Origin of the sequence: Pedobacter sp. MC2016-24, assembly GCF_015223055.1 — a bacterium.
In the GTDB taxonomy this organism is placed as follows: Bacteria; Bacteroidota; Bacteroidia; order Sphingobacteriales; family Sphingobacteriaceae; genus Pedobacter.
This window is the reverse complement of the sequence record NZ_JADFBX010000006.1, coordinates 58,392-76,380: the sequence shown is the minus strand read 5'-3', so window position 1 is coordinate 76,380 and position 17,989 is coordinate 58,392. Positions and strand designations below refer to the sequence as shown.

11 protein-coding genes are annotated in these 17,989 nt (G+C 41.8%); 1 reads left to right on the top strand and 10 read right to left on the bottom strand.

Annotated features, from left to right (window positions below):
• Positions 1-134 precede the first annotated feature (134 nt).
• The 4 genes from IM797_RS15795 to IM797_RS15780 all read right to left on the bottom strand — a co-directional run bounded on the left by IM797_RS15795 (position 135) and on the right by IM797_RS15780 (position 3,235).
• Complete coding sequence (locus tag IM797_RS15795) at positions 135-1,259, bottom strand: FecR family protein (protein ID WP_194128121.1); 1,125 nt, start codon at positions 1,257-1,259, stop codon at positions 135-137.
• A 157-nt stretch (positions 1,260-1,416) separates the two neighbouring features.
• A complete protein-coding gene (locus tag IM797_RS15790; protein WP_194128120.1) occupies positions 1,417-2,004 on the bottom strand; it encodes an RNA polymerase sigma factor in 588 nt (195 codons plus the stop codon).
• A 224-nt stretch (positions 2,005-2,228) separates the two neighbouring features.
• The gene (locus IM797_RS15785; RefSeq protein WP_194128119.1) at positions 2,229-2,747 is read right to left on the bottom strand and encodes an antibiotic biosynthesis monooxygenase; all 519 of its coding nucleotides are present in this window, start codon (positions 2,745-2,747) and stop codon (positions 2,229-2,231) included.
• Between the two features lie 107 nt (positions 2,748-2,854).
• Positions 2,855-3,235 (bottom strand): hypothetical protein, encoded by a 381-nt coding sequence (locus IM797_RS15780; RefSeq protein ID WP_194128118.1) that lies wholly within the window; start codon positions 3,233-3,235, stop codon positions 2,855-2,857.
• 407 nt (positions 3,236-3,642) lie between these two features.
• On the opposite strand from IM797_RS15780, the gene IM797_RS15775 reads away from it, so the two are divergent.
• A complete protein-coding gene (locus IM797_RS15775) occupies positions 3,643-3,891 on the top strand; it encodes a hypothetical protein (protein WP_194128117.1) in 249 nt (82 codons plus the stop codon).
• 247 nt (positions 3,892-4,138) lie between these two features.
• Here IM797_RS15775 and IM797_RS15770 read toward each other — a convergent pair whose 3' ends face one another.
• The 6 genes from IM797_RS15770 to IM797_RS15745 form a co-directional block, all read right to left on the bottom strand.
• The gene (locus IM797_RS15770; RefSeq protein WP_194128116.1) at positions 4,139-5,143 is read right to left on the bottom strand and encodes a GRP family sugar transporter; all 1,005 of its coding nucleotides are present in this window, start codon (positions 5,141-5,143) and stop codon (positions 4,139-4,141) included.
• A gap of 11 nt (positions 5,144-5,154) precedes the next feature.
• Positions 5,155-6,114: a ribokinase gene (gene rbsK / locus IM797_RS15765; protein ID WP_194128115.1), complete on the bottom strand. Its 960-nt coding sequence runs from the start codon at positions 6,112-6,114 to the stop codon at positions 5,155-5,157.
• 34 nt (positions 6,115-6,148) lie between these two features.
• Positions 6,149-10,360 carry a glycosyl hydrolase gene (locus IM797_RS15760; protein WP_194128114.1) on the bottom strand — a complete coding sequence of 1,404 codons (4,212 nt, stop codon included), beginning with the start codon at positions 10,358-10,360 and terminating at the stop codon, positions 6,149-6,151.
• A gap of 9 nt (positions 10,361-10,369) precedes the next feature.
• A complete protein-coding gene (locus IM797_RS15755; RefSeq protein ID WP_194128113.1) occupies positions 10,370-12,607 on the bottom strand; it encodes a hypothetical protein in 2,238 nt (745 codons plus the stop codon).
• Between the two features lie 38 nt (positions 12,608-12,645).
• A complete protein-coding gene (locus IM797_RS15750; protein ID WP_194128112.1) occupies positions 12,646-14,379 on the bottom strand; it encodes a RagB/SusD family nutrient uptake outer membrane protein in 1,734 nt (577 codons plus the stop codon).
• 100 nt (positions 14,380-14,479) lie between these two features.
• Complete coding sequence (locus tag IM797_RS15745; protein WP_194128111.1) at positions 14,480-17,773, bottom strand: TonB-dependent receptor; 3,294 nt, start codon at positions 17,771-17,773, stop codon at positions 14,480-14,482.
• Between the last annotated feature and the right edge of the window lie 216 nt (positions 17,774-17,989).

The following is a 17,989-nucleotide window of genomic DNA, read 5'->3' as shown; positions in this document are numbered from 1 at the left end:
ATTTGCCATGGAAGTGCTGATACACTTTCATGGCTTTTTTTCTTACAAACCACCTGAAGTATTAACCTGCTTTTTCTTTGATCTTTTTCATTTTGTTTAGTTTAGTTTTGTTTTATTAGTTGGTTAGTTATTATTTATCTCGTAAGTACGCGTATCTGCTTTCCTTCAATAGAAAAACGCACATTACTGGTTTCTTCCAGCATATTCAACACACTGGAAACATTTTCAAATCTCGAAACTGAGCCCGTAAATGTAGGTACTTGTACAGGCATATTTGCGTAAACGATTTCGACATCATACCAGCGGGCAACTTTCTTTAAGATGCTGGTTAAAGTTTCATTACTGAATACAAATTCCCCATTTTTCCAGTCTACAGCATCATTTACATTGACTTCTTTCACATCGAATTTTCCCGCCATCAGCACAGATTGTTCACCAGGTCTTAAAATGAGCTGTTTATTTAATTTCACTGATCCCTCTAATAAGGTAGTCTTAATTGCCTGTTCATCCGGATAAGCATTCACATCAAAATGAGTGCCCAGAACTTCTACTTCCTGACCTTTGCTTTTTACAATAAAAGGATGCCCTTTATCTTTAGCCACTTCAAAATAAGCCTCGCCTATCAATTCTACACTTCGTGCTTTCAAGGCATAAAAGGAAGCTGGATATTTTAAAGAAGATGCTGAATTGAGCCAAACTTTGGTACCATCCGGTAAATGCAGTTCATACTGACCTCCCCTTGGCGTTTCTATGCTATTGTACTGATCACTTGATTTCTTTCCCCCGTCAGCAATGGTATAAATCAATTGTCCATCTGCAGTTTTAGTAATTTTCACCCCAGATTCCACAGCAAGTGTACCATGGGTAGAACCATTAAGCAAAATTTTCTTCCCACTGGCTAAAGTAAGGTAAGCTTTGTTGCTTCCTGCGGGAATATCATTTGTATAAGCCTGAACTGCTTTGGAAAGATCAGCAGCACGGTTTTGGTAAAAATACAAGCCTAAGCCCAGGATCAAAGTCACCGAAGCAGCAGCAGCCAGAGAAATCCACAATCTCCTTGACTTTTGCCCTTGTTCTTTTCTATGCTGAACTACCTGCAGCCACATTTGGTCACTTAACTCATTAAGTTCTCCTTCAGAAAGACCAGCTTCATCATTTTGATGGAGTTGATGCAACCAAAGTTTAGCTATAGTTTCTTCCTCCTGATTGGAGGTACCCAAACTTACTTTATCTAGTACCTTTTTTACATCCTTCTTCATCAGTATATCATTTCATTTTAAGGGCTATAAAGCCATGAATGTTTTATAGTTATTGGTTAATAAAAGTTAGAGGCGATTTAAAATCATCGACTAGGTACATCAGTGAAAATAAAAATTAAGAAAAACACATAAAACACTGATAAACAATAGCATAATTTTAAATGAAATACATTTTAAGCAACAAAAAAATGTAAATTATCATACCAATTTTTAACCGGAGGTGTTTTAAAGCTCTCTTGAGCTGAGTAGATACGGTATGTTCAGAAAGCCCCAATTGTCCGGCAATTTCTTTGGTACTTAAATAATCCTTTCTCTTCAAGGTATAGATTTCCCTCATTTTTGGTGGCATCGTGGCAATTTCACGTTCTATCAATGCGGTAATATCTTTTTCACGAATGAGGTAATCCGTCTCTACAGCGTTTAATTCTATATAATGCGCCCCACTTTCCGCGTATTTTTTAATGATACCTTTATGTTTAAAAATATCGAAGATTTTATAAAGTACGGCTTTATATAAATACCCGGATAAGCCTCCTGTTAAATGAATTCCATTGCGATTATTTAACAACCAGGTAAAAACATCCTGGATAACATCTTTGGCCTCCTCACGATTCCTTAACTTTTTAAAGGCATATAAATATAAAAGTTTATCATACCGCAAATAAATCTCCCTAAATGCAGTGTCATCGCCTTCTTTCCATAAAACAATCAGTTCACTGTCAGTATAGGTATCATAGTTGGCCATATGGACTACAAGTTATTGAATTTATTAAGAAAAATAAAATTAACTTCATTCGAGAGGAAATCGCTTCCAGAAAATAAATACATTAAAAGTATTTAAAACACCACTTAATAAAATCTTGCGGTGTTTTTTAATACGTAAAAAAGTAATGCGGTCGGATATCAAATGATGTGAGACCTTCATCATTTGATATCCGACCGCAGAAGCTGTGTCAACACCATATCCAGTTAAGACCTAATCCAGCCCTTCATAAGCTTAGTTAAAAAAGGCATCACCAGCCATGTCAACAAACCAACCATTGCAGCAGCCGTAATCAAAAGACGCAGCGGAACCGGAAGGTCCTTCATAAAAGGACCAATCGTAAAAAATAAAAAAACACTGGTCGGAAAAACACCGCACAAAGTAACCACGGCCATTTTCCAACGAGGCGGAGCCGCCGGGTAACGAAACCAGGCTTCCAAGCCATTCAATTCTCGATAAACCGGGGTCTCAGTAATCGTAGAGGCATAGGCCTCCCAATCCTGAAACCGCTTCGAAGCATAGAACGCATCTCTTTCTTTTTCGTCTTTAAAGGTTCTCAGGATACCGACAGTACCCTCATCCACACCTGGAAGCCCGGTGATCATACTAGCTCCATGTACACCCTGATGGTCAAAAGAATCGCCCATAAACTGATGCAACGCTGCTTTAAATTCTTCTTCTTTTCCAGGTAAAACTTTACGGGTAATGGCAATGTGAATAGACATATCTTTGTTCTTTAACCAAATTTAAAAAAAAGATCCATAGGCAGTTAAAATAATCTAATTCGGTCATTGCGCCACGATTATCAAGCTGATTTACACACCTGTTCGCTCTAAACAAGTATATTTTTTAATGTATCAAACCACATCTGGTTGTTTGTTTTTAATCCATTGTAATCTATCACCATGTAAACGGCTTTATTACCATTAAATTTAACTCGGATAGGCTGCCAAAAGAGACCAAAGTTTTTGACTGTCGAAGCCGGAAAGATCTCATCAAAGCCTAAATAAACCTCTTCAATAGAAGGAAGTGGGATAGTAAGTTCTTCCTCACCTAAAAACAACAATTCATTTTTGGTAAGAATTGCCATGCCGGAATGTTGGTGCATAGGTGCTGCAAAGGAGAAGAGCCCCATGATATTCTTGAGCCAGCCCATTTTTTGGTCCAGCTCATTATCGTATCCCCAGTAAACCTGTCCTTCAAGTATTGTCATAAATAAATATACAAACCAAATTACATACTAAAAAAGGAATTATAGCCCAGACAATAATTTATCGAGCCTCCCTTAATCGAGAGGTTTAAAAAGCATAAACTCAATTTGCATTACAAAGCATATACACTTCTATCTTAGTTACCCACAAATCTAAAAGACACTCTTTGTTGAATTTGCTTTAATGAAGATTCAAGTCAAGAATAGATCGCAATACATTAACCTGTTGATAACATTATGTTGTCGTATTTTTTACATATCAATTAAAGACCTAAACCTAAGAAACAAACATCCGCTATCAAAACTCCGAAACATAATCGCCACAAACGTGTTATAAAACCTAAACAACAATACTACGGAAAAGAATTCGGAGAGTTTTCTGGTAAATCCATTACAAAAAAAATAAGATCATGAACAAATTCTTCAGAGGTATCATCGCAGCCTGGGGTGCCAAAAAACTAGGGGGCGGCTGCCTATCCACCATCATCATCTTCATTTTGATTTATACCCTACTCGGCAAATGCAATAACAAAGCCCGTGCAGCACAAAATGACGCCGATCATTCAAAGCCGGCAAAAATATCGACTCCAGTAAAATCCTATCCAAATTATTCCAGACCGGATTCTAACACCAAATTTTTCAAGGTAAACAGGATATAAATTACTCATCCAGCGCAAATTTGCAAATTCCTGGCATGCCAAGCCCAGAAATAAGAAAACGGCAAACGGCCCGTCCGACCATTCACCGCGATCTAATTAACGCTCAATCTTACAACGACTTATCTCGCTAAATGTTTAAAAAATAAAACTTTATTTTTTCTTACCGCTAACATCCTACTTTTCTAGCCCCTTAAAATGAGTCCGCTTATTTCAATTAGGTTAAGGCGCTTAAGCCCTGGCGATGGATTTAAGCTCCTGCAAAGACGAGTAAAACGAGTCCCGTGATAAAAAAACAGAACATTGCAACCAATAAGCCACTCGTTCCTTTTGGTGAATTACGAAATTCTTTCCAAATGAAAACACCCCATAATGCAGCAATCAAGGTGGCTCCCTGCCCCAATCCATACGAAATAGCAGGGCCCGCCTTTCCTGCAGCAATTAAATTTAGTGAATTCCCCAAACCCCAAATCAAACCACCCAATACACCTGTTAAATGCGTGCTGAAACTTCCTAGAAAATAAGCCTTATAACTAGTTGGCTCACCCACAATCGGTTTTCTGATCAGAATCGTATTAAATACAAAATTACTTAACAAAATGCCCACTGAAAAAATAAATACCGCTGTATAAGGGGTCATTTTACCAGCAGCGGGCGATACAAAATGATCAAGATCCATAGATGCCGCAATAAAACGGTAAAAGAAAGACATCAGTAAACCAGCTGTGATACAGATTAAAATACCTTTTGCTGAAACCTTCTTCTGCTCCCCCATGCTCTTCCTTTTATAAGCAATGGCATTTAGAAATATCGCCACTACTATTAATGCCACGCCAACAAATAAAAAAACAGGATCTCCCTTCTGTGCACTGGTGTAATTAATCAATACACCCAAAACCAATGCTAAGCCTATCGCCAGTGGAAAAGCAACAGACATTCCTGCGATAGCAATGGCTGCCGAAAGTAAGATATTTGCAGCATTAAAAATGACGCCCCCAACCAACGCACTAACAATGTTTGAGTAATCTGCCTGCTTGATATCTGTCAAAAAATCGCGTCCCTGATGACCAAAACTACCTATAGTAAAAGCAGAAAACATGGAAAAAAGTAAAATACCGATTACATAATCCCAATAAAACAGTTCAAACCGCCATGTTTTAGCAGCCATTTTTTGTGTATTAGCCCATGATCCCCAACATACCATCGTGATCAGGCAAAATACAACCGCAAGTGAATAATTTTCAATGATAAACATAATATAGTTTTTTAGATTTGGTGGCCAGAACAGTTTAAAAATGATACATTTTCCTCGATTTCGTTTCTAAACGGGGCTGATGACTGTGCGCCCATGCGGGTCACAGCTACTGCAGAGGCCTTACAGGCAAAAATCACGGCTTCTTCAATACTTTTATTCTCTGCCAAAGCAACAGCAAAAGCACCGTTAAACACATCGCCGGCAGCAGTAGTGTCAATGGCTTCCACTTCGGTTGCCAGGATATGCGTAAATTCATGATGATGTAATACCAAAGCACCCTCCCTTCCTAAAGTAATGATCACCGTCTCCACACCTTTCTCCTTGATAATCTGAGCAGCTTGCTTTGCACCATCGATGTCGTTGACAACAATACCCGATAACATTTCGGCCTCCGTTCTATTGGGCGTAATAACCGAAACATTCCGCAACAAAGCATCCGACAAGACGCAGGCAGGAGCAGGATTAAGAATCACCTTTTTACCCTTATTTGCGGCAATCTCCACCACCCAAGCCACGGTCTCCAACGAAATTTCCAACTGAACCAAAATGATCTTCGCTTGTTCAATCAGGGGTTCAGCTGCTGCAAGGTCATTAATATTAAGCGTTGCATTTGCCCCGGACGCAACAACAATACAATTTTCCCCATGCTGGTCTACCGTAATTAACGCCACACCTGAAGGATGTTCATGATCTACAAACACGTAGTCGGTATCAATTCCTTCATTCAGGAAGATTTGCTTAGACTGGCTTCCAAAAGCATCATTCCCTATTTTACATATCAATGTTACATCTCCGCCAAGCCTGGCAGCTGCAACTGCCTGATTTGCGCCTTTTCCTCCAGGATTCATAAAAAATACGCCTCCTAAAACCGTCTCTCCCGCAACAGGCAAATGTGCAGCTTTGATCACCATATCTGTATTCGAACTTCCCACGACTAAAATCATAGCGTTCGTTTTTTCATCTCTTTTCATTTATTCTAAATAGATTTAGTGTATTTATAATTTTTTAGTAGCGCAGCTTCAGCACATTCACCGGGCCAATTAAACCGGATTGCTCATATTTGCTATCCGTAGAAATATGGATTACGTCCGTATGGGTTAACCTGTCTTTCAAATCAAGTTTGCTATCTCCTATTAACCGGTTTGTCCAGGTATTTACCACTTCTATCTCCACTTTATTCAATCCCGTTTTGATCACTTTTGAAATATCAACCTGCCATGGGGCAGTCCAAACCGTCCCAAGTGCTTTACCATTTACGGTAACCTTGGCCATTCCCTGGATAGGCCCTGTATTTAAAAGGATGGTTTCTCCCGGATACAATTTAGTCATGTTAAAACTGTTGCTATAAATGGCAGAGCCCGAGAAGTTTTTAATGCGCTCATCCTTGTGCTCATCCCAGCTGATCAACCGGTCAAAAACAACGGTTTGATCGGGACCTCCTGGTATCTCCTGGTTCAAAAATTTAACTTGCCATGGTGCTTTCAATGCAAGAAGTTGTTCTGCAATCGGAAAATTAGCTCCGCTATTGGTTGCAGCTATTGCTTCTCCCTTATTGAAAACAACAAAACCACTCTGATTGGTCTCCAGTTTAAAATCGATAACGGTGTGTCCTTCAGCAGACTTAAAAACAGGTAAATTTCTCATCACGCCAGTAACCGGATCCCACCAATACGGCACCGCATCAGTAACCCTGAATGACCCGGAAAAACCCAGCTCATGATCGGATTGATTGGTCATAAAATACAGTTCCTGCTCTAGGGTACTTCTGTGCGTATAAAGTATTTTCTGCCCAGCATTGGTTTTAAAATCCGGACTCACACCCATATAATCCAGGGCCTCTTGCATAGTTAGCCCATCCATCACCAATCCTTTCCCATATTTCCTTATTCCCTTTTGTAAAACAGGTCTATCCCACATCATTGCTGCCAGCGCCTTAACACGCTGGTCGGCTTTCGGATAATCTGCTAAACTCGGAGAATTTTCAGGTGCAGGGCCTAAAATTACCGCACCTTCACGTACAAGAGACCCGATTTTTTCGAGTAGTTCAGGACGCATGGTTTTAAGTGGCGGTAGCACTAATATCTTATACTGTACCCCGTCAGGCAGTATAAATTTACCGTCTTTAACGGTTAGCCTGTTTAAGATAACCTCGGCATTGACATAATCATAACCATATCCTTCCGGCAGTTCGGGATTCCGGATACCCGTCATTTTAGGTGCATCCTCGCCAATAAAATAGGCCACATCATTTACAGGACTGCCTTCCTGAAGTAAATAATTACATCTTCTCAAGTAATCAATAAAAGCCTCACCCTGGTAAAACCAGGTGTTTTTCCGATTAAACTCGGTGCTAAACCAGGCATTTAAACCCGGATAATTGGTTTCATCTGGCTGGTGAATATACAAGTGTAATAAGGTTTGGTTTACACCTTCTGTGAACGACCAGTCTCCCCGCTTCTTTAACAAACCAGGATACCTGCTATAAGCGCCACCACCAGCTGTAAAAGATTCTGCCCAAACTCTGCGTTTACCATAAGTATGAGCAGCAGAAGAAGCAGATTTGTTTTCTATGTTACCCAACTCTCCTTCATTCCAAAATTCACCGGCAACTTCATCAGATGCGCCTCCATACTTTAAGAACTCGGAAGGAAAACCCCAATGTCCATAATTTTCCAGCCACAGCTTCAATCCCTGTTTATTGCCCAGTGCCTTTAAACCGCCTACATACTCCGTAGCTACCTGGTCTGCCACCAATCTTCTCAGGTCCCATAAAAACCGGTCAGACTGATCTGCACTGCCCACTATATTTCCAGCAAGTACCGGTAGCCAGGGCAACGGATCGTATCCGTAAATTTGCTGAAATGTCTGCTGCAAACTATCGGTCCAGTTCTGAGAACCCATTTCATAACTATCGGCAACCAAATACTTAAAAGCTTTCCTTTTTTCTTTTGGAATACGGGCAAGTATCTTTCCAATAAAGGAATCAAAATGCAAATCCAGCTTTTTACGGTCCATTTTATCCACTTCCAAACCTCTTCCTTCCGGCGCAGCAGGGCTATTTGTAACCCCTGTTGGTGCCAGCTTATAATTGATCAAAAGCCATTTACCAGGCGGAACTTTCCATTTCAATATCCCATCCTGGCTAACAAATGATTTTAAATTGATTACTTTTTGCGGATCGATCAGCAACCCCTGCGCTTCAGGTTCAGTTTGCCGCTGCCACTGATATTCTGGCCAGAGCGGTAAGGGCGTAGCATACATCTTCGCCAGTTGTTTCTCCATATAACGTTCCAGGTAAACGGCTGGTGATAAACTGATTTCTTTAAACCCAATCTCCCCTTCAATGTGTTCAAATACGAGTCTGAACGCTGTTGAACTCAGGGGATCAAAATTGACAGCAACTGGTGCATCAGGGATAAAACCCACTTGCTTACTCGGATTGATCCGGTTGATATTGAAAGTTTTTACCGTTTCCATTTTACCATTACGCCATACCTGCAACTGCACATCCGCAGAAAACGGAACATCAGCAGGATACAGAACCAGGCTTCGGATCGTTAAAGTCTTGACCAGCCTCACATCAACATTAAAGCTTTTGGTATTTGTTTTAAACCTGCTGACTGTTGATAAATTACCATCCATCACATGTGCTATATCTGCTGTAACTGCGTCCGTTGATAGTTTAGGTTGATAAGTCTGGATCTTAAAATCGGTGTATTCCGGAGCAGGCATAGCCAACGTAAACAAATAACTGGTGTCGGCGTTTCCTGGCATGACATTCATGGAAAAATCCTGGCCTCCGGTTACCTGTAAACTGCTACTGCTCACATAGCGCATAGATGATGCAGGCTTAATCCATGGTCCGCCACTCTGGCTCCATCCCGGACCGTTAAACATACCTAAAGTCATCCCGTTATTTGTTGCAGTTTCCATAGCAGCCTCGGTAGCCTTCCACCATGGTTCAGAGAACAGTTTCACAGATCCATAAGAAGTACCTTCGGCTTTAGTTAACCCTATATTGCCTATAAAAGCTCCGCCAATGCCAACCTTTTTCATAGCTTCCAGGTCTTTGATTACCCCGGTCGAGGAAATGTGGTCGTTGATCCAATACCAGTAGACATAGGGTCTGATCGAATCTGGCGGGGCTAAAAATCCTTTCGACCGCCTGGCAGTCTCCCCCTTAAGCGGCGAAGCCATAATTAATTCGACATAACGGTTTTTTATTTTTATACCTTCAGCTCTGTCTGGCGTTTGCAGGAAATGATGAAGTCCATCCTTTTCCTTTCTAAACTGCGTATACCCCTGTTCATCCACTATAAATTTACCTGCTACACTTTGCTTAAAATATTGGTCCGATTTTTCCAACGCAAACAACACCGCACTAAGGTCCCAGGTTTCCCTGTCATATGGCATAGCCATATATTCTTTATACGCGGTCACCAATGGTTGATGCCCGCTATACCCCAGATTGGCTTCGATGGCAGCAGCTGGAAAATGTACACTTGCTCCCACCTCAAACGGACTGATATAAATTTTGGTCGGCCAACGGCCGAATAATTTCCTTGCAGCCGGAAGATCACTGACCACATTGAATTCTTTTTGCCTCGGACTGCTGAAGTTCCCTGCCATGGTACTCAGAAATTTCACCTTCTGCTTAACCAGTTCCAAACCATTTAACTTAGTATACTGATCGGCTTTAGATGCGATCAATGCCGAGAGGTTTGTAGAAAAACCCACTGAAATGATCACCACCGAATGATCCTTCGCTTTAGCCAGCATACGCCGGTAAAAATGAACTGAGCTTTCCACATCCGCATAACTTTTGATTTGACTACCATACATCAACTGCCCTTGCTCTTTATAATCCATCGCCTTCCTGGCAAAACTTTTGGCCTCATTTTCACCTGCTACGCCATTTCGCACTGTTGCTATCGGCAATTGATCATAACCATATTGTTTTCGCATCAGGTCTATAAACTGCAATGAGCTGAGACTTTGTTTATTATTGCTAATCCCAAGTAAATTAACCTTACCCTGATCCGCATATCTGAACACCATGGCAAGGGCGAGCCCATCGTCTACATCATTTCCCATATCTGTTTCAAAAATTACAGGAATGGGCGTGTTTTTTTGCGCTTGCCCGGGACTGGCTATGGCCAGCCCCAGTACAAGAATAGTATAAAATATATAGGCTGATTTCAATTTTATCATACTCATAATGCCTCCTTAATTAACCATTTTAATATATTGAATCTGGAAAGATCCATTTACAGGTGCGCCAGGCGTAGCGTTGGAAGGGTCAATCCGCAACTGCTTTAATGTACCAGTCCATCCCGGAACGGCACTCATGTCAATGGTGTAAGTAGTAAAATCACTATAGGGATTTAGGGCAAAAGACACTTGTTTTGCATTACTCCATGCCAGGTCTGTATTCGTGGTAAAATAGACTTGTCCGATCGTTTGCGGAGAAGCATTCTTCATCCTGAGCACTACATACCGGCTGTTTGAAAGACTGATATTTAAGTTATCCGCAGACCGTATAAAAGCATCAGCCCCAGTTATTTTTCCACCTATATAATTGCCCGCAATGGCAGTCCAGCCAAAGCTATTGATCTGCTGTCCTGCTGTCCAACCTGCTGCATCGGACATAAAATTCCAGCCCTGGCTTCCTACATGAATATAATCCATGCTAAAGCTCCCCGAAGTAGCACTTCCCGGAACCGCATTGGAAGGATCAATCCTCAACTGCTTAAGTGTGCCTTGCCAGGTTGAAACATCAGCCATATTGATGGTATAATTGGTCAGTGAACTGTTCGCAACCATGGTAAAATCCTTTCTTTTATCCTCCGACCAGCCTGTACTTGCTGTCGTTGTGAAATAAACCTGTCCAACAGTACTAGTAGAAGAATTACTGATGCCAATCCGAATCAGCTTTTCTGTCCCCAGATTGTATCCTATTGAATTTGCCGAAAGTATAAAGGCATCATTCCCGCTAAGGGCACCTCCGATCTTACCTGCATTGTTCCGGCCGAAATCACTGATATCGTTTTCCGGGGTCCATCCTTCAGTATCCGCAGCAAATGACCAGACTTTGACCTCGTTACCCAACCATTTTTTTGCAGCCTGTACAAATGGGCTCGCTGTGCTATGCGATACAGCAAAAGCGGAACTGGCAGGTTCTCTTCCCCAACCAAATACGGAAACTATCGAAGCCCCATGGCCAAACATATCACCAAAATAAGCATCTGCCTGTGCAAAAGACCCATCTATGCCAATACTATAACCCTCCACACTACCAAAATTGGTCTGCTGTGCATCTACGAGATTAATCTCCGCTTTTAACGTATTCAGGTTATAAGGACAACTTACCGGCGAAAGTGTAAAACCTGGTGTCGAATAATTGTTAACAGCGGTCCAGATCGGTGGTGCAAAGGTGGTAGATAAACCAGGCTGGCTTGACTTTACACCCACAATATGTGAAAATATTTTTTCCCTCGGTATTCCGGTATCATAGGCCGTTTTGGCCAAAAACTCTGAATAATCATGGATAACCTGGTACAACCGCTCCTTATTGTAAGTCGTATAACCAAGGGTATGCAATGCTGCATAACCGTATTTGCCAGCTTCCCAGCTCTGCATCTGATCACCTAAATTTACATTTACCGGTAACGAAGCAGGGTTTACGTTGTATAGCGTATTGTCAGCCGAATAATCAGGAATATGTGTCTCCCAGCCTATGGCCATTCCCGCAAAAAGGTAACCTTTGCCGTTTGCTTTTAATTGGTTATAACGCGTGTTGAGTACGGACAATACGCCGTTTTCAAGCTGACTTTTCACAAAAGCCCTGAAACCAGGTGATTGTAAATTTGGAAAGGCTTTGGCATGCATCCAGGCTCCCCAGTTGAACCAGAAATAAGGCAGACGACCGTTAGACTGCCCGCCCCAGGTTTCTGCACCCGAGGGAAATGATACCCACTCACACCAGGAAGGATCATCGTAAAATTTAGGTGCAGCACCGCCGCCAAACTCAGTCGTATAATTATTGATGTCATCAAGCTGAAAATAAACCGGAACATTGTATTTCTCTGCGATATCAAAAGCTTTATTCACCTGGTACTGCATCTGCTGAACGGATTGGGTTAATAACATTGGCCCGGACAAGCCAAATGCATATTTGTAGGGCGCATCAGCAGTCACTGGTCCAAAAATCTGGGGCAGTTCCCCTACAAAAGTATAAGCCGAATTGGCATCTTTACCTGTATTTTCGCTATCGGCCTGATCAACACTGGTATTGGTCAGAAAAAAAACGATATAACGTTCCTGTGCAGGGCTTAGTGACACTCCGGCCGTTTTTTGTACTTCGTTAGCTTTAATATTTTCTTTATTGTCTACTACAGCCTTTTTACAACCCAAAGCAGTGGCTAGTACCAGCGTTAAGCTGATATAAAATTTGATTGCAATCATGATGATTTGATTTAAGTTTACATTCGTTCAGATGAGGTTTACCAACCCGGATTTTGGTTGAGATTAAAGTCAGGAATGATCGCTGTTTCCTTGATCGGTATTGGCATAATCAGGAACTTATCCGTCCAGGCATTCCTACGTTCCGTTACAAATCTCGCGTAGCTGAAGCTATTGTTTGCTTGCTTGGTAATCTCCATACCGGTAACGAGCCGATCCGTCTGGTCCAGTATTTTCCACCGGCGTACATCCCAAAAACGATGTTCCTCAAAAGCAAGTTCTACCCTGCGCTCCTTACGGATCCGATCCTGAAAATCCTGTTGCGATAAAGTAACCGGAAAATTAGGCATATTTGCCCTAAATCTGATTTTATTTACTGCATTTTGCGCTATAGATGTAGGGCCATGAGCTTCATTTTCTGCTTCTGCAAGATTAAGATAAAGCTCAGCCAGGCGGTATTTTTTCCATCGGGTATCTTCCGGCTGGCCAGATTGCAAACGCGGGTCAATGAATTTACGTAAATAATAACCTGTCCTGGTAAATGCCCAACCGATTGGGGCCTTTAACAACTGATCTGCACCGCCTATATAGGTTTCCATGATATGCACACTTCCGGCAATATTATCATATGCAGCACCATTGTGCCAAACCGTTGCATAAAACCTTGGATCCCGCCCGAGGTAAGGTTGTGCAGGATTATATCCCGATGCCGGGTTTAGAATAGGCTGTGTATGATCCGAGTCCTGATATCCCTTGATGACCGGTTCTCCTGTAGCTTGCATATCATAACTATCCACCAATTCCTGACTCGGTGTAGCGCCAACCTTGAACATACCCGGTTTGCTGGGTATACTGTTGATGATACTAAATACAGGATCTATCTGTGGTTCAAATATTTCATAAATGGTTTCTTTATCTCTGGGCGAACTGCTGATATCAGTCTTGCTTAAAAAATAGTCACCGTAATTGTCAACCAGACTATATCCCTGCGTTGTCAATACGTTGATGGCTTGCTGTGCCGCCAAAGATGCCGCTTCCCATTTGGTTTTATCGTTCCCAGCATTCCATAAAGGACTAGCATTGTACAACAAAGCCTGAGATTTTACGGCATAAGCAACAGCCTTGCTGAACCGGCCACGTTCGGCTTCGGTAGTAATCCTGATGGGCATACTGCCATTTGCAATCACTTCATCACACTCCTTTACAATAAAATTCACACAATCCTGAAAAGCCGGACGTTTCAGCGTGGTATAATCAAAATCATTCGTAAAAGGAGCCGTCACCACTGGCATCGGGCCATACTCTTTGACCAGTTCCCAGAAATAAAAAACCCTTAACATCTGCGCTTCTCCGCGAAAACGTGCCCTATTGGTAGCACTTGGGATACTTGCAGTCTCCACGTTTTGAAGAAATACATTCGCATCCCGGATACCTGCCCAAAACGTACCATAATGATAGGAGCCCTGCCCTCTTTCCTGATGAATATGCAAAGGGTTACCGCTGGCATTCAGGCTACCCGCCGACCAAGCCATTACGCCACCACTGTAAGCATAAGCCTCATCAGAATATGGTGCCAGGAAATCAAAGAAACCGTACTTCCAAAAGTAGCTTGGCATTTGTCCGTAAACTCTGTTCAGATAAGCCTCAGTCCGTTTCTCATCTTTAAATATATCATCAAGTGTTGTCCTGCCATCCGGTGTGATGTTCAGATAATCTTTCGTACAACCTGCTACCAGTAAAACCAGCAACATCAAGATTCTTAATATGTTTTTCATTAGAATATAATTTGATTTTTAAAGGTTATGAAGCTATCATAAGCATATTCATTACTGTTTGTAAGCAGTATGCTTAGGATGGTCTCATCTTATCTAAGGATTAAAAAGTGAAGTTTACTCCAAAATTATATAGCCTCGTAATCGGGTAATCCCGACTGTTCGTCAACTCCGGATCAAACTCTTTTGTAGGCAGTTTGTCCCAGGTAAAAAGGTTCAATCCATTGGCATAAATACGCAACCGCTTTGCCCCAATTGTATTGCTCCATTTAGCGGGTAAACTATAACCGATCTCCATATTCTTCAACCTCACATAGCTCGCATCCAGAATAAAGAAGGAATTTGGCCTTTCATTGGGGTTAGACTGCGTAGAAATACGGGGATAGTTTATTGGCATTCCGCTGGCCGCGCGTTCTTCGGTCCAGCTTTCCAGGTGCCTGGACACATAGTTTTTATCTGCAAAAACACCCTGGTCACTATAATAGTTAGAAACATTCGAAATCCCTTGTAACAGCACACTAAAATCTAATCCTTTATAAGTCAGGTTAAATGCCGCTCCAAACTGATATTCAGGAACTGCCGAATAGCCAATCGGCGCCATATCCCTTTCATTGATCAGGTTATCGTTGTTCAGATCCTTATATTTAAAATCACCCGGTCTGGACTCATGTCCACCTACATTTTGTACCGGAGAACTGGCAATATCTTTCTGATCGGTGAAATACCGGTCTACAACGTACCCGAACATCTGCCCAATCCGGTAACCGGTTTCCCGATACCGGTAGGCATAATCTGCAGGCAGCAAAGGTTCATCTGCATAGATTTGCCTATTCGTCGCATAATTCAGGTTCACACGAGCCAATACCGACAAGTCTTTATTGAAGGATTTCTTATAGTTCAGTTCAATTTCAAAACCTTTGTTTTCTACCACACCAATATTTACCGGCGGTAATACGGAAATGGGCAGTCCATTAAGTTCGGGGATGGTGCCCCTGTTGCGTAGAATATTGTCCCTCTTTTCATAAAATGCATCAGCCACCAGGTTAACCTGATTAAACAAACCAATTTCCAACCCAAGGTTGTATTTCTTTGCGACCTCCCATTGTAACTGGGCATTTTTTAACAGGTTATAATTGATCGTTTGTGCATTTCCCAAACTACCGGAAAACCCAGCCCCTACAACCTGAATGTCATCCAGATATAAAAACCTTCGGTCTCCGATGCGGTCATTCCCCACTTTACCAACAGAACCCCTTAATTTCAACAAGTTAACGACCGGGTTATTTTGTAAAAATGATTCATTAGAGATGAGCCAACTGGCAGAAACTGCCGGAAAAAAACCAAAGCGCTGCCCCTCGGCAAATTGCTCAGAACCGTTGTAACCGGCATTAAATTCCAGGAAATACCGCGAGTTATAGCCATAAGTAAATCTCGAGGCCAGACCCATTAACTTAAACGGCAACTCATTATTGATCACATTATTTTGTTGCTGATACAACAACATACCTGAAAAATCATGCTTACCAATAGTTTTCGCATAGTTTACAAAACCCTGGAAATTAGATAGGGTTTCAAAATTACGCCCTCCTCCAATCGCTAAAGGGGTATTCTGATCATTATTGAATGGCCGGTAATACACGCTGTCCCTGCCGTCAGCCCCTTGTAAATTGGGATTAATGATCTGTACATATTTTTCGTATTTCCTTGTGGCTTCCAAATTATTGATTGTACGTGCATCAAACGAAACTACCGCCCTTGCCGATAAACCTTTGGTAATGAAGTCAAGATTTTGCTCCATACCATAGGTAGCCAATACATTACTTCTTTTTTGTTGCGTATAACCAGATCGGTTAATCAGACCATACGCAGGGTTGTCAATATCAGCATAAGTAATTACCTGTCCATCAGGCGTGAGCGGACCGGGCACAACAGCTGGCATGCGGTTCATGAAGTAAATAATCCAATCTGTTGGATTATCTCCGCCCAAAGCATAAGGACTATTCCGTTGCTCCAGGTAGCCCGCCACATTTAGAAATGCCTTTAAATTCTTATTCAGTTGGATATCAATATTGGATCTGAAATTATAGCGGTTAAGCTTAAAGCTTGGATCATAGCTAAGGTCTTTCTCCGTATTAAACTGTCCACCCTGACTCAGGTAGCCTGCATTTACAAAATATTTGGTTGTTTTACTTGCGCCAGAAACATTCAGGTTATATCGCTGCTGATAAGAATAATCTTTAACCAGCAGTTTACGCCAGTCTGTATTTGCGTAACGCAACGGATCTTCCTGAGTTTTATAATAGGCCAACGATTGAGCAGAATACTCAGCAGGTAAACCATCATTGGTCAGTGCCAGGTTTTTTAGCGTTGCAAAGTCATAAGCATTAACGGGACTGATAAAGCGCGGAAAATCCTGTGCGCCCACCTCGGTTACAAAATTGATTTCAGGAATCTCAGAAGTACCTCTTTTTGTGGTGACTAAAATCACACCATTAGCTCCTCTAACCCCAAAAATAGCGGTAGATGAAGCATCCTTCAATATCGTTACAGACTCTACCTCATTGGGATCGATATAGGTCAGATCGCGTTCAATTCCATCTACAAGGATGATTGGGCTTTGTGCGTTTACAGTCCCCTGTCCTCTGATGAACAACTGTGTAATGTCTCGACCAGGTTGACCACTGCGTTGAATAGAAGTTAAGCCAGGCAATCTTCCGGCCAGTGTTACCGCCAAATTTGCAGCAGGACTTTGTTTAATTTCCTTGGTTTTGATAGACGAAATCGCTCCGGTAACTGTTTCCTTTTTTTGCGTTCCATAAGCAACCACCACCACCTCGTCAAGGCCACCCACAACAGCAGTCAGCGAGACGTTAATATTCGTTTCTGCACCTACTGTAATCTCCTGCGTTTGGTAACCAATGTAACTAAATACCAGCACTGCTCCGGGATCAGCCTGAATGGTATAGCTTCCCTCCGAATTGGTCACAGTTCCTATTTTTGTTCCTTTTAGTTGTACAGATACACCGATCAGGGTCTCCCCGGTTTCATCCTTCACCACACCTGTAATGGGCTTTTGCACCAACTTTACAAGCTGTTTATCCAATGCAGGTTTGATGATCACTGTTTTATCTTTGATCTGGTAAATCAATGGTTGTGCTGTAAAAATTTTGCTCAGCGCCTCCTCAATGGTTACATCATTTAGCTCCGCATTTACTGGTTTGGCTCTGCTCATCACATCTTTTTTAATGTACAGAAAATTATAGCCGCTTTGTTTCCTCAGCTGTGCAATGACATCCTGCAGATCGGCATTCTTTGAAGAAAGATTTATGCGCTGGGCAACACTATTAGCGCTTACCTGCATCAGGCCCATCAGCAATAAAAACACAGTTATTCTCATAACTAATAATATTTTTTTATATCGGCCAGCTATGGGCATAGCTGTCTTGATAAAAGCATTTAAATTCATACTTTTGGTTGTTTGGGTTTATTCAAGATTTCTTTTCGATTTTTTTATCCGGATATGATCCAGGTATTGAATAGCCCAGGCTTATGACGTGGAAGTGGTGAGACACTTTCACGTTTTTTTTGCACTAAGCTTCCTTTAAAAGGAGGT

Coding starts and splice junctions, on each gene's coding strand:
- IM797_RS15795 (WP_194128121.1), bottom strand. CDS start 1,259: ATGAAGAAGGATGTAAAAAAGGTACTAGATAAAGTAAGTTTGGGTACC.
- IM797_RS15790 (WP_194128120.1), bottom strand. CDS start 2,004: ATGGCCAACTATGATACCTATACTGACAGTGAACTGATTGTTTTATGG.
- IM797_RS15785 (WP_194128119.1), bottom strand. CDS start 2,747: ATGTCTATTCACATTGCCATTACCCGTAAAGTTTTACCTGGAAAAGAA.
- IM797_RS15780 (WP_194128118.1), bottom strand. CDS start 3,235: ATGACAATACTTGAAGGACAGGTTTACTGGGGATACGATAATGAGCTG.
- IM797_RS15775 (WP_194128117.1), top strand. CDS start 3,643: ATGAACAAATTCTTCAGAGGTATCATCGCAGCCTGGGGTGCCAAAAAA.
- IM797_RS15770 (WP_194128116.1), bottom strand. CDS start 5,143: ATGTTTATCATTGAAAATTATTCACTTGCGGTTGTATTTTGCCTGATC.
- rbsK (WP_194128115.1), bottom strand. CDS start 6,114: ATGAAAAGAGATGAAAAAACGAACGCTATGATTTTAGTCGTGGGAAGT.
- IM797_RS15760 (WP_194128114.1), bottom strand. CDS start 10,360: ATGAGTATGATAAAATTGAAATCAGCCTATATATTTTATACTATTCTT.
- IM797_RS15755 (WP_194128113.1), bottom strand. CDS start 12,607: ATGATTGCAATCAAATTTTATATCAGCTTAACGCTGGTACTAGCCACT.
- IM797_RS15750 (WP_194128112.1), bottom strand. CDS start 14,379: ATGAAAAACATATTAAGAATCTTGATGTTGCTGGTTTTACTGGTAGCA.
- IM797_RS15745 (WP_194128111.1), bottom strand. CDS start 17,773: ATGAGAATAACTGTGTTTTTATTGCTGATGGGCCTGATGCAGGTAAGC.